Raw genomic sequence first — 14,070 nt, forward strand, 5'->3', positions numbered from 1 at the left:
GGGCCTCCCGTCCGCCTGTCCGCCTGTTGGCACGACTGAGTCGTTGCCGGATCGAGACACCGGTCCGGCCCGTCGTACGGCATGGTTGAGCCACCGATGGCGAACAGGACGGAGCGCACGGTGGAACGAGTGGTGGGGTGGGCCACGATCGCGGTGGTCGTCACCGTGACGGTGTCGATGTTGCTGCTGGTCCAGACGACCACGTGTCTCGACGCCGTCCCCGGAGCGGGCACGAGCTCCTGCACGACCACGCCGATGGTCGGAGTCGCCGGCACGTGGGTCGCGGCTGTCACCGGCGCGGTCGTGCTCGCGGTCTGCGTGTGGCAGATCGTCCGGGCGGTCCGGTCTGGCCGCGTGCCGAAGGACTGATGCCGCTCCGGGAATGTGCGGCCGAACGGCCGTGCGAGGATTCGTCAACCGCACTCTCGAGGGGAACAACCGCCATGACCACAGCCCGCACACTCCACTGGGTCAGCACCGTGCTCCTCGCCGTGGGGTTCCTCGGCGTCGGGGCGCTGATGTACGACGCGTCCTACGGCCCGGAGGGCGGCGGCGCGAACATCGGCCTCGGCCTCGTCCTCGTCCCGTGTCTCGGATCAGGCGTGGTCGGGCTTGCACTGGGGGCCGCGACCTTGGTCGCCAGGTGGTGGGGCACCCGGGCCGAGCGCTCGCGGACTGCGGTCCGGTGACACAGATGTCCGCCCCGTCCGCTACGCGTCCGTGGACGCTGATCGCCGTCGTGGTGCTGGTCGGCTGGGCGATCGTGACGGCGCTGCTGTTCCCGGTCACGGGGATGGACGAGCACGAGGGGCCCGGCGACCAGGTCTGGCGGACCTCGTCGAGCACGCTCGGCGTGCCGCTCTCACCGGAGTGGGACGTCCTCGTCTGGCTCGCCGCGCTCGCGCTGGTGCCGGTCGTCGTCGTCGGTCTCGCGTTCCTGCTCCGCCGCCGACGACCGCACACCGCGCCCGTCAGTCCGTCGCCGGGTGGCCCTGTCCGCTGAGGTGTGCGCGGAGCACGTCACGGACGCTCGTCCACGACTGCACGCCGTAGCGGTCGTTGTCGACGTGGTGCAGCTGCGCCTGCCCGCTGAACATGCTCACGAAGTACTGCATCCCCTGCCATGCCGGGAACGTCTCGTCGGGGTCCTTCGACAGGCGCTTGCCGACGGCGCTCATCGCGGACAGGGTCCCGGTCGTGCCGGCCCACTGCAGCCGGAAGCGCTCCCCCGTCAGCTCGCTCATGGTGCGTGCGACGTCGCGGGCGGTGACCTGGTCACCCGCCATCTCGATCACCCGCGGAGCATCGTCGTCCAGGGCAGCGAGGGCCGTGACCCGGGCGACGTCGTCCTTCGTGGTGAAGTCGAGCACCTGGTCCGCCGACGACCAGAACAGCACGAGCCGACGGCCGGACAGGATCATCGGGGCCTCGCCGGTCAGCAGGTCGGTGAACATGCCGGTCAGGATCGAGGTCGCCTGCACTGGGGCCGCATCGAGGTCGGCGGCGAACTCGCGCCGCAGCTCGAAGTTGCGGTTGGTGCCGGGTGCGATCCGCCGGTAGTCAGCCGAGTAGTCGGACGGGATGAACCGCGGGACGCCCGCCGCCACGGTCGCCGCGAGCAGCGCGCGCTGGGCGTCGACGATCACCGGGCGGGTCCCGCTCACGGCGGAGACCACGACGTCGGCGCCGCTCACGGCCCGGGTCAGGGCGTCGTGGTCGCCGTACTCGGCGGCGACGACGTCGACACGGGCGTCGTCGCCGAAGCGTTCTGCGGCGGTCCTGCTGCCTGGCCGGGTGAGGACCCGAACCCGCACGTCGTGCTGGGTGAGCTCGCGGACGATGCGGTGCCCGAGGTCGCCGGTGGCGCCGGCGACGAGGATGGTGGTGGTCATGGGCGGGGCCTCACTGCAGTGGTGGTCGACGTGGTCGTCGCGGTGCGCCGTCGGGATCGCTCCGGGACGGCGAGGGGGTGTTGGAACGTGGGGTCCGCCTGGTCCGGTCCGGCGGTGCCGAGCCCGGCGGTGAGCGCGACGCGGGCCAGCAGCCGGCGCAGTGTCGTCTGCTCGTCGTCGTCGAGGTGCCGCATGAGCACGCCCTCGGCGCCGCGCAGGGCGGACCGCGTCCGGGCGAGCAGGGCACGGCCGGCGTCGGTGGGGTGGACCTGCCGCACCCGCCGGTCCGTCGGGGCGGGGCGGCGTTCGACGAACCCGCCCGCCTCGAGCGCGTCGACGATGTAGGTCATCTGGGTCTTGTCGATCCCGAGGCGCTGCGCGAGCCCGAGTTGCGACGACGGCTCCTCGGTCGTGGTCGCGACGAGCACCTGGTAACCACGGGGACCTCCCGGCACGTCGGCGACCGCCTCGCTGCCCAAACGCGTGAAGCCCTGGAGCGCCAGCGGCAGCGCCCACCCGAGTTCGGATTCGATGCCCTCAGCACCCCAGTCGATCTCGGGGAGTGCGTCGGTCGGCGTCGGACTGTCCATACCGGAGACCGTACCGGAACAAGATCGTCTTGTGCAAAGATCATCTGCGATCAAGACGGACAGCCGTCGCGACGCCGAGCACTCGAGGACCCCATGTCGGACACCGCAGCCATCACCCCGTTCACCCTCGACGTCCCCCAGGCGGAACTCGACGACCTGCGCCGCCGTCTCCTGACCACCCGCTGGCCCGATGCCGAGACCGTCGAGGACACCTCGCAGGGGCCCCGACTCGAGAAGGTCCGCGCCCTCGTCGAACACTGGACGACGGAGTACGACTGGCGCCGGACCGAAGCACTGCTGAACGGCTGGGGCCAGCACACGACCCACATCGACGGGCTCGAGGTCCACTTCCTGCACGTCCGGTCCGCCGTCCCCGGTGCCCGTCCGCTCCTGCTCACCCACGGCTGGCCCGGTTCCGTCCTGGAGTTCCGCCACGCGATCGGTCCGCTCACCGACCCGGTGGCGCACGGCGGCGACGCGGCGGACGCGTTCCACGTCGTGATCCCGAGCCTGCCCGGGTTCGGCTTCTCCGGGAAGCCGACGACGACCGGGTGGAACACCGCCCGGACCGCGAGGGCCTGGTCGGTGCTGATGTCCCGGCTCGGGTACACGGACTGGTTCGCCCAGGGCGGTGACCTCGGCGCCACCGTCACCGCGGAGCTCGCGGCACTGCAGGCCGCCGGGGACATCGGGCTCGCCGGGATCCACCTCAACATGGCGCTGTTCATGCCGACCGACGACGAAGCCCGGAACGCCTCCCCCGACGAGCAGGTCATGCTGCAGGAGAGCGGCCACTACTGGCGGGAGCTGTCGGCCTACTCGCAGCAGATGTCGACCCGCCCGCAGACCATCGGGTACTCGTTGGCGGACTCCCCCGTCGGGCTGGCGTCGTGGATCTACGCGATGTTCCAGGACGTCGGCGGCTCCCACGACGAACACGGCGATGCCGAGCGGCTCTTCCCGCTCGACGAGATCATCGACGACGTCATGCTGTACTGGCTGCCGAACACCGCTGCGTCCGCGGCGCGCCTCTACTGGGAGGCGACGCGGACCGGCTGGGCCACCCCGGGCACCGTCGAGGAGCCGCTGACCCTGCCCGTCGGCCTGAGCATCATGCCGGGCGAGTACGTCCGCCGGTCGCGCCGCTGGGCAGCGCGCCGGTACACCGACCTGGTGTTCTTCAACGAGGTGGCGCGCGGCGGGCACTTCGCGATGCTCGAACAGCCGGAGCTGCTCGTCGACGACGTCCGTGCGACGTTCCGGAACCTGCGCTGATGCCTTGTGGTCAGCTAGTAGATACCGCTACTCTCCGATAGTGCGAATATCTGAACTTGCCCGAGCGGCGTCCACGCCGGTCACCGCCGTCAAGTACTACCAACGCGAAGGCCTGCTGCCTCCCGGCGAGAAGTCGGCGCCGAACCAGACCGCCTACGACGACCGGCACGTCGAACGGGTCCGGCTCGTCCGGGCACTCCTGGAGACCGGCGGGCTCTCGGTCGCCGTGACGAAGCAGGTCCTGGCCGTGCTCGATGCCGAGACCGCACCGCTGGCCGAGGTCTTCGCCGTCGCCCAGTACGCGATGACCACCCCGCGCTCCCCCGAGCCCGAGGCGACCCCGGAGGCCCGTACCCGGATCGAGGAACGGGTGTCGGCCGCCGGCTGGTGCGCGACGTCGGACAACCCGGGACTCGAGACCGCGGCCCGGGCGCTCGACGGGCTGCGCACCATCGGGTTCGACGCTCCGGACGACTACCTCGACGCCTACGTGTCGGCAGCGGCGAGCGCGGCACGTGCCGACGTCGCCGCGCTGCAGGACCGCGACGGCCGGACCGCGATGGCGGAGCTGATGGTGATCGGGACCGTCCTCGGCGATCCGCTCTTCGCAGGACTCCGGCGCCTGGCGCAGCAGGACGCCACCCACGACCTGTTCCCCGTCGCCGAGACGGACGAGGCCGGCGCATGACCGCTCCGCTGCACGTCGTCCTGGGCGGCAACGGTGTCGTCGGGCGCGAGACGCTCCGAGCCCTCCGCGAGCACGACGTCACCGCCGTGTCCGTCGGCCGGCGCCCGTCGACACCAGCAACGGCAGGCAACAACGAGAGCAAGAGCGCCGACGCCCGCACCGACCACGTCATCGCCGACCTGCTCGACCCCACCGCGGTCCGCCGCGCACTGCACGGCTCCGACGTCGCGTACCTCGTCGCCGGCCTGCCGTACTCGTCGGGGGTCTGGGCCGACCAGTGGCCGCGGATCGTCGACAACACCGTCGAGGCAGCCCTGGCCGAGGGCACCCACCTGGTGTACCTCGACAACGTCTACGCCTACGGCCGCGTGTCCGGGCCGATGACCGAGGCGACCCCGATCAACCCCTCCGGCCGGAAGGGTGCGGTGCGCGCGGCCTCCCTCGAGCTGCTGCGGACCGCGGCCGAACGCGGACTGGCCGTCACCATCGGGCGGAGCGCCGACTTCACCGGCCCCGGGGCGACGACGAGCGTGTTCAACGGGTTCGTCGTCGATCGGATCGCCGCCGGCAAGCGGCCGACCTGGCTGCTCGACGCCGACCAGCCGCACTCCCTCACCGCCACGACCGACATCGGCGACGCGCTCGTGGTCCTCGGCACCGACGGCCGTGCGACGGGCCGGACCTGGCACCTGCCGACCGCCCCGGCGCTGACGGGGCGGCAGTACGTCGAGCTCGCCGGGGTCCCCGCCGCTCGCACGGCCGTGATGTCGTCGGCCACGCTGCGCTTCGGTGCGCTGTTCAACACGTCCGCCCGCGAGACGCTCGAGCTGCGGTACCAGTACACCGACCCCTACGTCTTCGACTCGTCGGCGTTCGAGCAGACCTTCGGCGTGCACCCGACCCCCACCGCCGACGTCGTGGCCGCCGCCCTGCTGCACGCCCGGAGCGTGACCCGGTGATCGCCGCCGTCCGCCGAGCGGTCGCGTGGCACCCGGCACTCATGGCCGTGGCCGGCCTGATGGTCGTGTCCACCGCGGTCTGCCTCGTCGGACTCGTCGTGGATCCCCGGACCATCCTCGGAGCACCGGCGTGGATGAAGCCCCTGAAGTTCTCGCTGTCGATCCTGCTCTACGCCGTCACGTGGGCGTGGCTCATCGCCCACCTGCCGAAGTGGGGGACACTGGCTCGCCGACTCGGCACCGTGGTCGCCGTGGCCCTGGTGGTGGAACAGGTGCTCATCGTGTGGGCCGCCGCGACCGGCACGACGAGTCACTTCAACGTGTCGAACAGCGTGCACGTGGTGGTGTGGGCGGTGATGGCGGTGGCGATCACGACGCTCTACCTCTGCACCTTCGTCACCTCGATCGCGCTGTTCTTCCTCCGCCTGCCCACCCCGGCACTGACGGTCGCCGTCCGTGCCGGTGCCGTCATCGCGCTCCTCGGCATCGGGGTCGCGTTCCTCATGACCGGCCCGACCCCCACCCAGCTCACCGCCCCGGACGGGATCGTCGGCGCCCACACGGTGGGGATCGCGGACGGCGGACCCGGGGTGCCGCTGCTCGGATGGAGCACCGTCGGCGGCGACTACCGGGTCGCCCACTTCGTCGGCATGCACGCCCTGCAGGTACTCCCGCTGGTGGCGCTCCTGGTCGCCGCCGCCGGTCGGCACCTGCCGTGGCTGGCGGACCCGACCACGCAGGTGCGGATCGTGGTCGTCGTCGCGGTCGCGTGGGCGGCGGGTACCGTGCTCCTCACCGTGCAGGCCGCGATCGGACAGTCGGTCGTCCACCCCGCCGGCGCGGTGGGCACGGTGGCGTGGTCACTCGTCGTGCTCGCCGCAACTGCGAGCGCGGCCGTGCTGCTTCGTGCCCGCCTGCTCCGTGCCCGCACCACTCCGGTGGTGCGACCGCGCTGACGGATCAGCCGGCCCGGAGTCCTCGGGAGATCAGGTCGGCGGCAGCACGGGCTTCCGTCGCCCACCCGGTGCGATCGATCCCAGCCCCGATGCCGTGCAGCAGCATGAGCACCGTCCCGGGGGCGACGTCGGACCGGATGGTGCCGTCGGCAGCAGCGCGCGCCATCAGCTCGGCGAGCGTCCGCTCCAGGTCTCCCCCGCCCTCGGCCTGCGTGGTGGCGTCGACGACGGCGGCGAGGGTGCGCGCGAGCCCCGCGTGGTCGACCACGTACTCCACGAACCCGTGCAGGAAGTCGTCGAGGCTCTCGGCCGCTGGTCGCGTCGAGTCACGAGCACGGCGGCAGAGGACGTCGACCTCACCCCGGTAGACCGCAGCCGCCAGCGCTTCGCGTGTCGGGAAGTGTCGGTAGAGGGTGCCGACGCCGACTCCCGCGCGTCCGGCGAAGTCGTCGAATCGCAGCTGCTCGTCACGCTCGAACGCCGTCCGGGCAGCGGCAACGATCGCGTCGCGGTTCCGACGGGCATCGGCGCGCATCGGCTTCTCGGCGCGCATCGGCTTCTCGGCAGGCATGGGTTCCTCGACCGGCACGGGCGCTCCTTGACAAGTGGAAACAATCTCCATATCTTCCAAGTGGAGATCGTCTCCAGACTAGCGGACAGGTGCCTGATGCGGATCCTCATGCTCGGCCGGGGCGTCATCGCCACGATCTACGGCCAGGCCTTCCAGCACTCCGGGCACCAGGTCGACCACCTGGTGCGGCCGGGGCGTGCTGCCGAGTACGGCGACAGCGTGCAGACCGACGTCATCGACGGTCGCCGCGGACCCCTGGGGCGGCGGACCCGATCGACGTCGCCGACGAGACTGGTCGAGTCGGTCGACACGGACGACGCGTACGACCTCGTCGTCCTCAGCGTCGGCCACCACCGACTGCAGGAGGCCGTCGCCACCCTGGCACCCCACATCGGCGACGCCACGGTGCTGGTCCTCGGCAACGTGTGGGACGAACCCCTCGCCGCGGTCGCACCGCTCGCCGCGGACCGGGTGCTGTTCGGGTTCCCGGGCGCCGGCGGCGGGTTCGACGCCGACGGGGTCCTGCACGGCGCCGTCCTCCGTTCGGTGCGGCTCGGGACGACCGGCACGGCTCCGGAACGGCGGGAGCTGGTGCGGTCGGTGTTCCAGCGGGCGGGGTTCACCGTGCAGGACGAGGACGACATCCGCGGATGGCTGTGGCTGCACTTCGTGCTCGACGCCGGCATGTTCGCACAGGCCCTGCAGAGCGGTGGCCTGGCGACGATGGTCGGGGATCGGCAGGCGCTCCGCGAGGCGTTCCTGACCGGCCGCGAACTCCTCCCGGTCCTGGAGGCACGGGGCGTCGACCTCTCCCGACACCGCTCCACGACCCTGCCCGTCCGACGCCCGGGGGTGACGGCCGCCGTGGTGGCCGCGGCCACGGCGCTCGTCCCGATCGCGCGGGCGAGCCTCGCCGCGCACGACGACCCGACCGCCGCCGAACCCCTGGCGGTCCTCGCAGACGTCCGGCGCACCGCCGCCACCCTGGGCATCCCGACCCCGCGCCTCGACCGGACGGCGCGACGCGTCTGACGACCAGTGCGGGCCGTGGACGCGACCACACACGGACTGGAGGCGCGGTGCCAGCTGGCACCGTGCCTCCAGTCCGTCACGGCGAGCGTTCCGGACCCGCCCGTTACGCTGTCCCCGTGTCAGAGCCGCGCCGCAGTCCGGGGAACCAAGCTTCACTGCGTGAAGCCAACCGGGGTCGGGTCGTCAGCGCGGTGAAGCGGCACGGCGGGCTGACGCAGGTCGAGCTCGCCGGGGTGACCGGACTCTCCCCCGCGACCGTCTCGAACATCGTCAAGGAACTCGTCGCGACCGGTGCCCTGCACGCGACGCCGAGCACGTCGAGCGGCCGTCGGGCGCTCCGCGTGACCCTGCCGCACGGCCTCGGGCTGGTCGCCGGGGTGCACGTCTCGCCGCGGCACCTGCGGCTCGCGCTGTCGGACCTGAACGGCGCCGTCCTCGCCGAGCGGCACATGCCCCTGGCCCGCGACCACCGCGCCGACGCCGAGCTCGACAAGACCGCGCTGCTCGTGCTGGACATGGTGGAGTCCATCGAGTCGTCGATGGACGAGGTGCTCGCCGTCGGCTTGGCCGTGGCCGCCCCGATCGACGCCCGCACCGGGATGACGGCGCGCGGCGGGATCCTGCGGGGTTGGGACGGCGTCGCGCTCGGCCAGTCGCTCGCCCGGCGGATGGACAAGCCCGTGCAGGTCGACAACTCGGCCAACCTCGCCGCCCTGGCGGAACACCGGAGCGGGGCGGCCCGTGGCCGAGACACCGTGGTGACGCTCGACGTCGGCAACGGCATCGGTGCCGGACTCGTGCTGGGCGGACACCTGTTCCGTGGGCACCACGGCATCGCCGGTGAGTTCGGGCACACCCCCGTCCTGCCGAACGGACCCCTCTGCCGGTGCGGCAACCGCGGGTGCCTCGAGGCGATCGCCGGCGCGCCCGCGGTGCTCGAGGGCGTCCGCGACGAGGTCGGCACCCTCAAGCTGGCGGACCTGATCCTGCGGGCGATGGGCGGCGACCAGGTCTGCATGCGTGCCGTGGCCGACGCCGGGCGCGCGATCGGTTCGGCGGCGGTGGGCCTGTGCAACGTCCTCGACCCGGAGCGGGTGGTGGTCACGGGCGAGTTCGCGCGTGCCGGGGAACTCCTGCTCGGCCCGATGCGGCAGGCTCTCGAGTCGTCGCTGATCGTCGACGTGGACGGCACGCCGGACGTGGTGCAGGGGCAGCTCGGCGAGAAGGCATCGGTGACCGGCGCGCTGGCCCTGGCGATCGAGGCCGTGGACGTGACGCGCGCACGCTGAGCGGAGACGGTCGCTGCCGGGCCCCACGCGCCCGCCGACGTGGCCGCCCCGCCGCTGGCCTGGCCGCCCCGCGCCCTCCGAATAACGTTTTCGTCACGGCGCGCGGTCCTTGCGTTCAACTCTTGCAGCCAAGAACGCTCGCTGTCACACTCAGGGCACCGCCGATGGGGGCGGTCCACTGTTGGAGGACGTTTCAATGAAGAAATCCACCACACGAGCGATGCTGGGCGTCAGCGCCCTGCTGCTCGCGATCACCACCCTGGCGGGCTGTTCCAACGGCGCGGACGCCGGGACCGGTTCCGGCGGAGGCGGCGGGGACGCGTCGAAGGCCAAGATCGGCCTGCTCCTGCCCGACTCCGTCACCGCCCGTTACGCCAGCGCCGACCGTCCGCTCTTCACCGCCGAGGTGAAGAAGCAGTGCAGCGGCTGCTCGGTCATCTACGCGAACGCCGACGGCGACGCGTCGAAGCAGCTGCAGCAGGCCCAGTCGATGCTCACGCAGGGCGTCAAGGTCCTGGTCCTCGACCCGTTCGACGGCGAGGCCGCAGCGTCCATCGTCCAGCAGGCGAAGGCCAAGAAGGTGCCGGTGATCTCCTACGACCGGCTCATCAACAGCCCCGACCTGAGCTACTACATCTCGTTCGACAACGAGAAGGTCGGTGAGCTGCAGGGCCAGGCACTCGTCGACGCCCTCAAGGCGAAGAAGGTCCCGGAGGGCTCGGGCATCATCATGGTGAACGGCTCCCCCACCGACAACAACGCCTCGCAGTTCAAGAAGGGCGCACACTCGGTCATCGACGACAGCGGCTACGAGGTGCTCGCCGAGTACGACACCCCCGGATGGGACCCCGCCAAGGCGCAGGACTGGGCAGCCGGCCAGATCAGCAAGCTCGGCAAGGACAAGATCACCGGCGTCTACGCGGCGAACGACGACACCGGCGGCGGCGTCATCGCGGCCCTGAAGTCGGCCGGCGTCACCGAGCTCCCGCCCGTCACCGGGCAGGACGCCTCGCTCGCGGGCATCCAGCGGATCCTCGCCGGTGAGCAGTACATGACCGTCTACAAGGCCTTCAAGCCCGAGGCGTCGAAGGCCGCCGACCTGGCGATCCAGTTCGCGAAGGGTGAGACCCCGAAGGGCGACACCACCGTCGACACCGCCGGCGGCGCCAGCGTCCAGTCGACGCTGCTCGACCCGGTCGCCGTCACCACGGACAACGTCCAGTCGACGGTGGTCAAGGACGGCCTGTACGAGGTGTCGAAGATCTGCACCGCGCAGTACAAGGCAGCCTGCGACAGCGCCGGCATCAAGTAGGTCCGACCCCCTCTGCCCGCCCGGTCCGACTGCGGACCGGGCGGGCCTCACCGATCGAGGACGACACCCGTGAGCACGACACCCGTGAGCAACGCGTCACCAGCAGCACACCCCTCCGCCGACCCGGTGATGTCCCTGCGCGGGATCACCAAGCGGTTCGGCGCCGTCCAGGCCCTCAGCGACATCGACTTCGACGTCTACCCGGGCGAGGTGGTCGCCATCGTCGGCGACAACGGCGCCGGCAAGTCGACGTTCGTGAAGATCCTCGCCGGGGTCTACACACCGGACGGCGGCACGATCACCTTCGGCGGCGACGAGGTCACCGTCCCGAACCCCGCCGCGGCCCAGACCCTCGGCATCGCCACGGTGTTCCAGGACCTCGCCCTCGCCGACAACCTCGACGTGGTCTCGAACCTGTTCCTCGGTCGCGAGATCGCCCACCCGTTCCTCGACGAAGAGGAGATGGAGCGCCGATCGTGGGAGCTCCTCCAGCAGCTCGCCGCCCGGATCCCCTCGGTGCGGATCCCGATCGCGTCGCTGTCCGGTGGCCAGCGGCAGACCGTGGCGATCGCCCGCTCGCTGATCGGCGACCCGCAGGTGGTCGTCCTCGACGAGCCCACCGCCGCACTCGGCGTCGCGCAGACCGCCGAGGTCCTCAACCTCGTCGAACGCCTGCGCGAGCGCGGCCTCGGCGTCGTGCTCATCAGCCACAACCTCGCGGACGTGCAGGCCGTCGCCGACCGGGTCGCGGTCCTGCGACTCGGCCGCAACAACGGCACGTTCCGCATCGACGACGTCTCCTACGAGGAGATCATCGCGGCCATCACCGGCGCCACCGACAACGCCGTCACCCGTCGCGCCGCCGCCCGCACCGAGCAGGAGACCAGCGCATGAGCAAGACCGACGAGACCCTCACCGCAGCGACCCCGACGCCCTCGGCGGCCGACCTGCAGGACGAGCGGCTCCTGCGCGACCAGGGGATCGGCGGCGCCGCGAAGGCGTTCGTCCGACGGGTCCGCGGCGGTGACATCGGCTCGCTGCCGGTGGTCGTCGGGCTCATCGTCATCTGGGCGGTGTTCCAGGCGCTCTCCCCCGACTTCCTGTCCCCGGGGAACCTGGTCAACCTCGCCCTGCAGTGCGCCGCGGTCGGCACCATCGCGATCGGCATCGTCCTCGTGCTGCTGCTCGGCGAGATCGACCTGTCCGTCGGCAGCGTCAGCGGGCTCTCCGCCGCGATCCTCGGCCAGGGCCTCACGACGCTCGGCTGGCCGCTGTGGCTCGTGCTCACCGTCGCCCTGGCCGTCGGTGCCGCCGCCGGTCTGCTCTACGGCCTGCTGTTCACCCGCTTCGGGGTGCCGAGCTTCGTCATCACGCTCGCCGGCCTGCTCGGGTTCCTCGGGCTGCAGCTGCTCATCCTCGGCCCGAACGGCTCGATCAACCTGCCGTACGACTCACCGATCGTGCAGTTCGCCTCGGCCTCGTACCTGCCGCCGTGGCTCGCCTACCTGCTCGCCGTCCTGGCCGCCGGCGGACTCTTCTTCACCGAGATCCGACGCGCTGCCCGCCGCCGCCGTGCCGGGCTGTCGACCGGGGCGATGTCGCTGACCATCGTGAAGGCCGTCGCCCTGTTCCTCGGCCTCGCGCTGATGGTCTGGTACCTGTCGCGCGACTTCGGCACCGGCACCTCGTTCGTGTTCTTCATCGTACTGGTCGTGCTCATGAACTTCGTGCTGAAGCGCACCCGTTGGGGCCGCTCGGTCTTCGCGGTCGGCGGCAACGTCGAAGCCGCACGGCGCTCCGGCATCCGGGTGAACCGCATCTACATCTCGGTGTTCATGCTGACCTCGCTCTTCGCCACCGTCGGCGGCATCCTCGCCGCAGCCCGCCTCAACTCGGCGAGCCTGTCGTCCGGCGCCGGTGACACGAACCTCAACGCGATCGCCGCAGCCGTCATCGGCGGGACCAGCCTGTTCGGTGGCCGAGGCAGCGCCTGGTCGGCACTGCTCGGCATCATCGTGATCCAGTCGATCTCGAACGGGCTCACCCTGCTGAGCCTCGACTCGTCGATCCGCTACATGATCACCGGCGCGGTCCTGCTGCTGGCCGTCATCATCGACTCGCTCTCGCGGCGCAGTCGCGCCAGTCACGGCGCGGCCTGAGCGGGGCCCTGGACCCCGCCACGCGGACGGACGGGAGGCACGGTGCCAGCTGGCACCGTGCCTCCCGTCCGTCTCGGCGCGCGTCTCGGATCCGGAAGACGCCGTCGTGTTCCCCCCGACGCCGCCCCGTGCGCGAGACGCCTCCGAAAACGGAGGCGTCTCGGCGACTGGGCGGCGTCTCGGCGCGCGCTACTTGCTCTTCGAACCCGAGGTCCCCGGCAGGCTGAGGATGTTGTCGGTGCCCTGCGGCACGACGATCAGGGAGCCGTTGTCGCCGGCGCTCTTGAGCGCCTCGATCTCGCGCTGCTTGAGCGCGGCGTCGGACAGCGGGTGCTCGTTGAGGACCTCGTTGGCGTCGGCCTGACCCTGCGCCTCGGCGACCTGCTGCTGCGCCTGCACCTTCTTGGCGTCCAGGAGCGCGCGCTCCTTCGTGACCTGGATCTGGGCCTGCTGCGCGGTGGCGTACGCGTCGATGACCGACTTCGGCGGGGTGATCTCCTGCAGGGCGAAGTTGTCGACGTGCACGCCCGAGCCCTTCCATCGCGTCTCGAGCGCCTGGATCATCGCCTTCTCGACGGTCCCGCGCTTGGTGATGAGCTCGATGGTGGTGAAGTCGTTCGGCACCTGGCGGACGACGCTGCGCACCGAGTTGCCGATGAACTGCGTCTTGAAGTTCTCCTCGGTCTTGTACGACCGGTAGATGTCGGTGACCGACTTCGCGTCGATGCTGTACTGCAGGTTCAGGCTGACGTTCGACGAGACGCCGTCCTGGTCCTGCACCGTGACGTACGGGCCGGAGCGGACGTTGCCGTTGTTGTCCGAGTCGGAGCCGTTCACCGCGTTGATGTAGGTGACGGTCTGGTTCCGGATGTTGAACGTGTGGAGCGTGGCCCACGGTGCCTTGAAGTGGAACCCGGAGTCCGTGGTCTGGCCGACGATGTTGCCGGAGATGTCCACCTGGACCTTCGACTCGCCCGTGTCCTGCGCGTAGAGGGTGCTGCCGAGCGTGAGCCCGACGAACAGGACGCCGGCGGCGGCCGCGGTCCACGTCGCGATGAGGTTCGGGCGGCGGGTCGGGACGGCGGGACGTGCCTCGCGACCGGGCGTAGCCGGTCGTGCGGGGGTGGAGTAGGTGCGTGTTCGGAAGAAGAGCGCGACGAGCGCGATGACGAGGAAGACGATGGCGGCGACGAACATGACGATCACTCCTGGATGCTTGTCCGTGCAGTCTGCCGTACCCGGAGGGGTGCGGGTGACGCGGGGGTGCGTGGTGGCGGGCGGTGCGCGCCGTCCGTGTCGCCCCGGTCGCCTGGCGCCGGTTCCGTCTGGTGCGAGGTTGCACACGTG

The 14,070-nt window shown here is 71.3% G+C and carries 16 protein-coding genes; 12 read left to right on the top strand and 4 right to left on the bottom strand.

Going from position 1 to position 14,070, the window contains the following annotated elements; translation table 11 throughout:
* Nucleotides 1-96: 96 nt before the first annotated feature.
* From BIU91_RS03750 to BIU91_RS03760, 3 genes are all read left to right on the top strand, one after another.
* Nucleotides 97-369, top strand: coding sequence for a hypothetical protein (locus BIU91_RS03750; RefSeq protein WP_139196602.1), 273 nt, complete (start codon nucleotides 97-99; stop codon nucleotides 367-369).
* Between the two features lie 74 nt (nucleotides 370-443).
* Nucleotides 444-689, top strand: coding sequence for a hypothetical protein (locus BIU91_RS03755; protein WP_071404271.1), 246 nt, complete (start codon nucleotides 444-446; stop codon nucleotides 687-689).
* 5 nt (nucleotides 690-694) lie between these two features.
* On the top strand, nucleotides 695-1,003 hold the full coding sequence (locus BIU91_RS03760; protein ID WP_071404272.1) for a hypothetical protein: 309 nt from the start codon (nucleotides 695-697) through the stop codon (nucleotides 1,001-1,003).
* On the opposite strand, the gene BIU91_RS03765 is transcribed toward BIU91_RS03760, so the two are convergent.
* Nucleotides 972-1,892: an NmrA family NAD(P)-binding protein gene (locus BIU91_RS03765; protein WP_071404273.1), complete on the bottom strand. Its 921-nt coding sequence runs from the start codon at nucleotides 1,890-1,892 to the stop codon at nucleotides 972-974. The two genes, BIU91_RS03760 and BIU91_RS03765, sit on opposite strands and share 32 nt — an antisense overlap.
* Complete coding sequence (locus tag BIU91_RS03770; protein WP_071404274.1) at nucleotides 1,889-2,482, bottom strand: MarR family winged helix-turn-helix transcriptional regulator; 594 nt, start codon at nucleotides 2,480-2,482, stop codon at nucleotides 1,889-1,891. Before BIU91_RS03770 ends, BIU91_RS03765 begins: the two co-directional genes overlap by 4 nt.
* 93 nt (nucleotides 2,483-2,575) lie before the next feature.
* Between BIU91_RS03770 and BIU91_RS03775 the strand changes: the two genes are divergently transcribed.
* The 4 genes from BIU91_RS03775 to BIU91_RS03790 are packed head-to-tail and all read left to right on the top strand — an operon-like array spanning nucleotide 2,576 to nucleotide 6,360.
* Entirely contained in the window at nucleotides 2,576-3,757 is a 1,182-nt protein-coding gene (locus tag BIU91_RS03775; RefSeq protein ID WP_071404275.1) for an epoxide hydrolase family protein, read from the top strand.
* Nucleotides 3,758-3,797: 40 nt separating this feature from the next.
* Complete coding sequence (locus tag BIU91_RS03780; RefSeq protein ID WP_071404276.1) at nucleotides 3,798-4,445, top strand: MerR family transcriptional regulator; 648 nt, start codon at nucleotides 3,798-3,800, stop codon at nucleotides 4,443-4,445.
* Nucleotides 4,442-5,404 (top strand): NAD-dependent epimerase/dehydratase family protein, encoded by a 963-nt coding sequence (locus tag BIU91_RS03785; protein WP_071404277.1) that lies wholly within the window; start codon nucleotides 4,442-4,444, stop codon nucleotides 5,402-5,404. Before BIU91_RS03780 ends, BIU91_RS03785 begins: the two co-directional genes overlap by 4 nt.
* Nucleotides 5,401-6,360: a hypothetical protein gene (locus BIU91_RS03790; RefSeq protein WP_253183681.1), complete on the top strand. Its 960-nt coding sequence runs from the start codon at nucleotides 5,401-5,403 to the stop codon at nucleotides 6,358-6,360. Before BIU91_RS03785 ends, BIU91_RS03790 begins: the two co-directional genes overlap by 4 nt.
* Before the next feature lie 4 nt (nucleotides 6,361-6,364).
* Here the strand turns inward: BIU91_RS03790 and BIU91_RS03795 are convergent, their stop codons facing one another.
* Nucleotides 6,365-6,931: a TetR/AcrR family transcriptional regulator gene (locus BIU91_RS03795; protein WP_084740523.1), complete on the bottom strand. Its 567-nt coding sequence runs from the start codon at nucleotides 6,929-6,931 to the stop codon at nucleotides 6,365-6,367.
* A 96-nt stretch (nucleotides 6,932-7,027) separates the two neighbouring features.
* On the opposite strand from BIU91_RS03795, the gene BIU91_RS03800 reads away from it, so the two are divergent.
* From BIU91_RS03800 to BIU91_RS03820, 5 genes are all read left to right on the top strand, one after another.
* Entirely contained in the window at nucleotides 7,028-7,963 is a 936-nt protein-coding gene (locus BIU91_RS03800; RefSeq protein WP_071404278.1) for a 2-dehydropantoate 2-reductase N-terminal domain-containing protein, read from the top strand.
* Nucleotides 7,964-8,079: 116 nt separating this feature from the next.
* Complete coding sequence (locus tag BIU91_RS03805; protein ID WP_071404279.1) at nucleotides 8,080-9,252, top strand: ROK family transcriptional regulator; 1,173 nt, start codon at nucleotides 8,080-8,082, stop codon at nucleotides 9,250-9,252.
* A 196-nt stretch (nucleotides 9,253-9,448) separates the two neighbouring features.
* Nucleotides 9,449-10,564, top strand: coding sequence for a sugar ABC transporter substrate-binding protein (locus BIU91_RS03810; RefSeq protein WP_071404280.1), 1,116 nt, complete (start codon nucleotides 9,449-9,451; stop codon nucleotides 10,562-10,564).
* Nucleotides 10,565-10,693: 129 nt separating this feature from the next.
* The gene (locus BIU91_RS03815; RefSeq protein WP_111038920.1) at nucleotides 10,694-11,458 is read left to right on the top strand and encodes an ATP-binding cassette domain-containing protein; all 765 of its coding nucleotides are present in this window, start codon (nucleotides 10,694-10,696) and stop codon (nucleotides 11,456-11,458) included.
* Entirely contained in the window at nucleotides 11,455-12,723 is a 1,269-nt protein-coding gene (locus BIU91_RS03820; RefSeq protein WP_071404281.1) for a sugar ABC transporter permease, read from the top strand. Before BIU91_RS03815 ends, BIU91_RS03820 begins: the two co-directional genes overlap by 4 nt.
* Before the next feature lie 189 nt (nucleotides 12,724-12,912).
* Here BIU91_RS03820 and BIU91_RS03825 read toward each other — a convergent pair whose 3' ends face one another.
* Nucleotides 12,913-13,920, bottom strand: a complete 1,008-nt coding sequence (locus BIU91_RS03825; RefSeq protein WP_152377666.1) for an SPFH domain-containing protein — start codon at nucleotides 13,918-13,920, stop codon at nucleotides 12,913-12,915.
* Nucleotides 13,921-14,070: the final 150 nt, after the last annotated feature.

It is taken from the genome of Curtobacterium sp. MMLR14_002, from assembly GCF_001864975.1.
GTDB classification, from domain to species: domain Bacteria; phylum Actinomycetota; class Actinomycetes; order Actinomycetales; family Microbacteriaceae; genus Curtobacterium; species Curtobacterium flaccumfaciens.

Coding starts and splice junctions, on each gene's coding strand:
- BIU91_RS03765 (WP_071404273.1), bottom strand. CDS start 1,892: ATGACCACCACCATCCTCGTCGCCGGCGCCACCGGCGACCTCGGGCAC.
- BIU91_RS03785 (WP_071404277.1), top strand. CDS start 4,442: ATGACCGCTCCGCTGCACGTCGTCCTGGGCGGCAACGGTGTCGTCGGG.
- BIU91_RS03815 (WP_111038920.1), top strand. CDS start 10,694: ATGTCCCTGCGCGGGATCACCAAGCGGTTCGGCGCCGTCCAGGCCCTC.
- BIU91_RS03760 (WP_071404272.1), top strand. CDS start 695: ATGTCCGCCCCGTCCGCTACGCGTCCGTGGACGCTGATCGCCGTCGTG.
- BIU91_RS03810 (WP_071404280.1), top strand. CDS start 9,449: ATGAAGAAATCCACCACACGAGCGATGCTGGGCGTCAGCGCCCTGCTG.
- BIU91_RS03775 (WP_071404275.1), top strand. CDS start 2,576: ATGTCGGACACCGCAGCCATCACCCCGTTCACCCTCGACGTCCCCCAG.
- BIU91_RS03750 (WP_139196602.1), top strand. CDS start 97: ATGGCGAACAGGACGGAGCGCACGGTGGAACGAGTGGTGGGGTGGGCC.
- BIU91_RS03800 (WP_071404278.1), top strand. CDS start 7,028: ATGCGGATCCTCATGCTCGGCCGGGGCGTCATCGCCACGATCTACGGC.
- BIU91_RS03825 (WP_152377666.1), bottom strand. CDS start 13,920: ATGTTCGTCGCCGCCATCGTCTTCCTCGTCATCGCGCTCGTCGCGCTC.
- BIU91_RS03820 (WP_071404281.1), top strand. CDS start 11,455: ATGAGCAAGACCGACGAGACCCTCACCGCAGCGACCCCGACGCCCTCG.
- BIU91_RS03770 (WP_071404274.1), bottom strand. CDS start 2,482: ATGGACAGTCCGACGCCGACCGACGCACTCCCCGAGATCGACTGGGGT.
- BIU91_RS03755 (WP_071404271.1), top strand. CDS start 444: ATGACCACAGCCCGCACACTCCACTGGGTCAGCACCGTGCTCCTCGCC.
- BIU91_RS03795 (WP_084740523.1), bottom strand. CDS start 6,931: ATGCCTGCCGAGAAGCCGATGCGCGCCGAGAAGCCGATGCGCGCCGAT.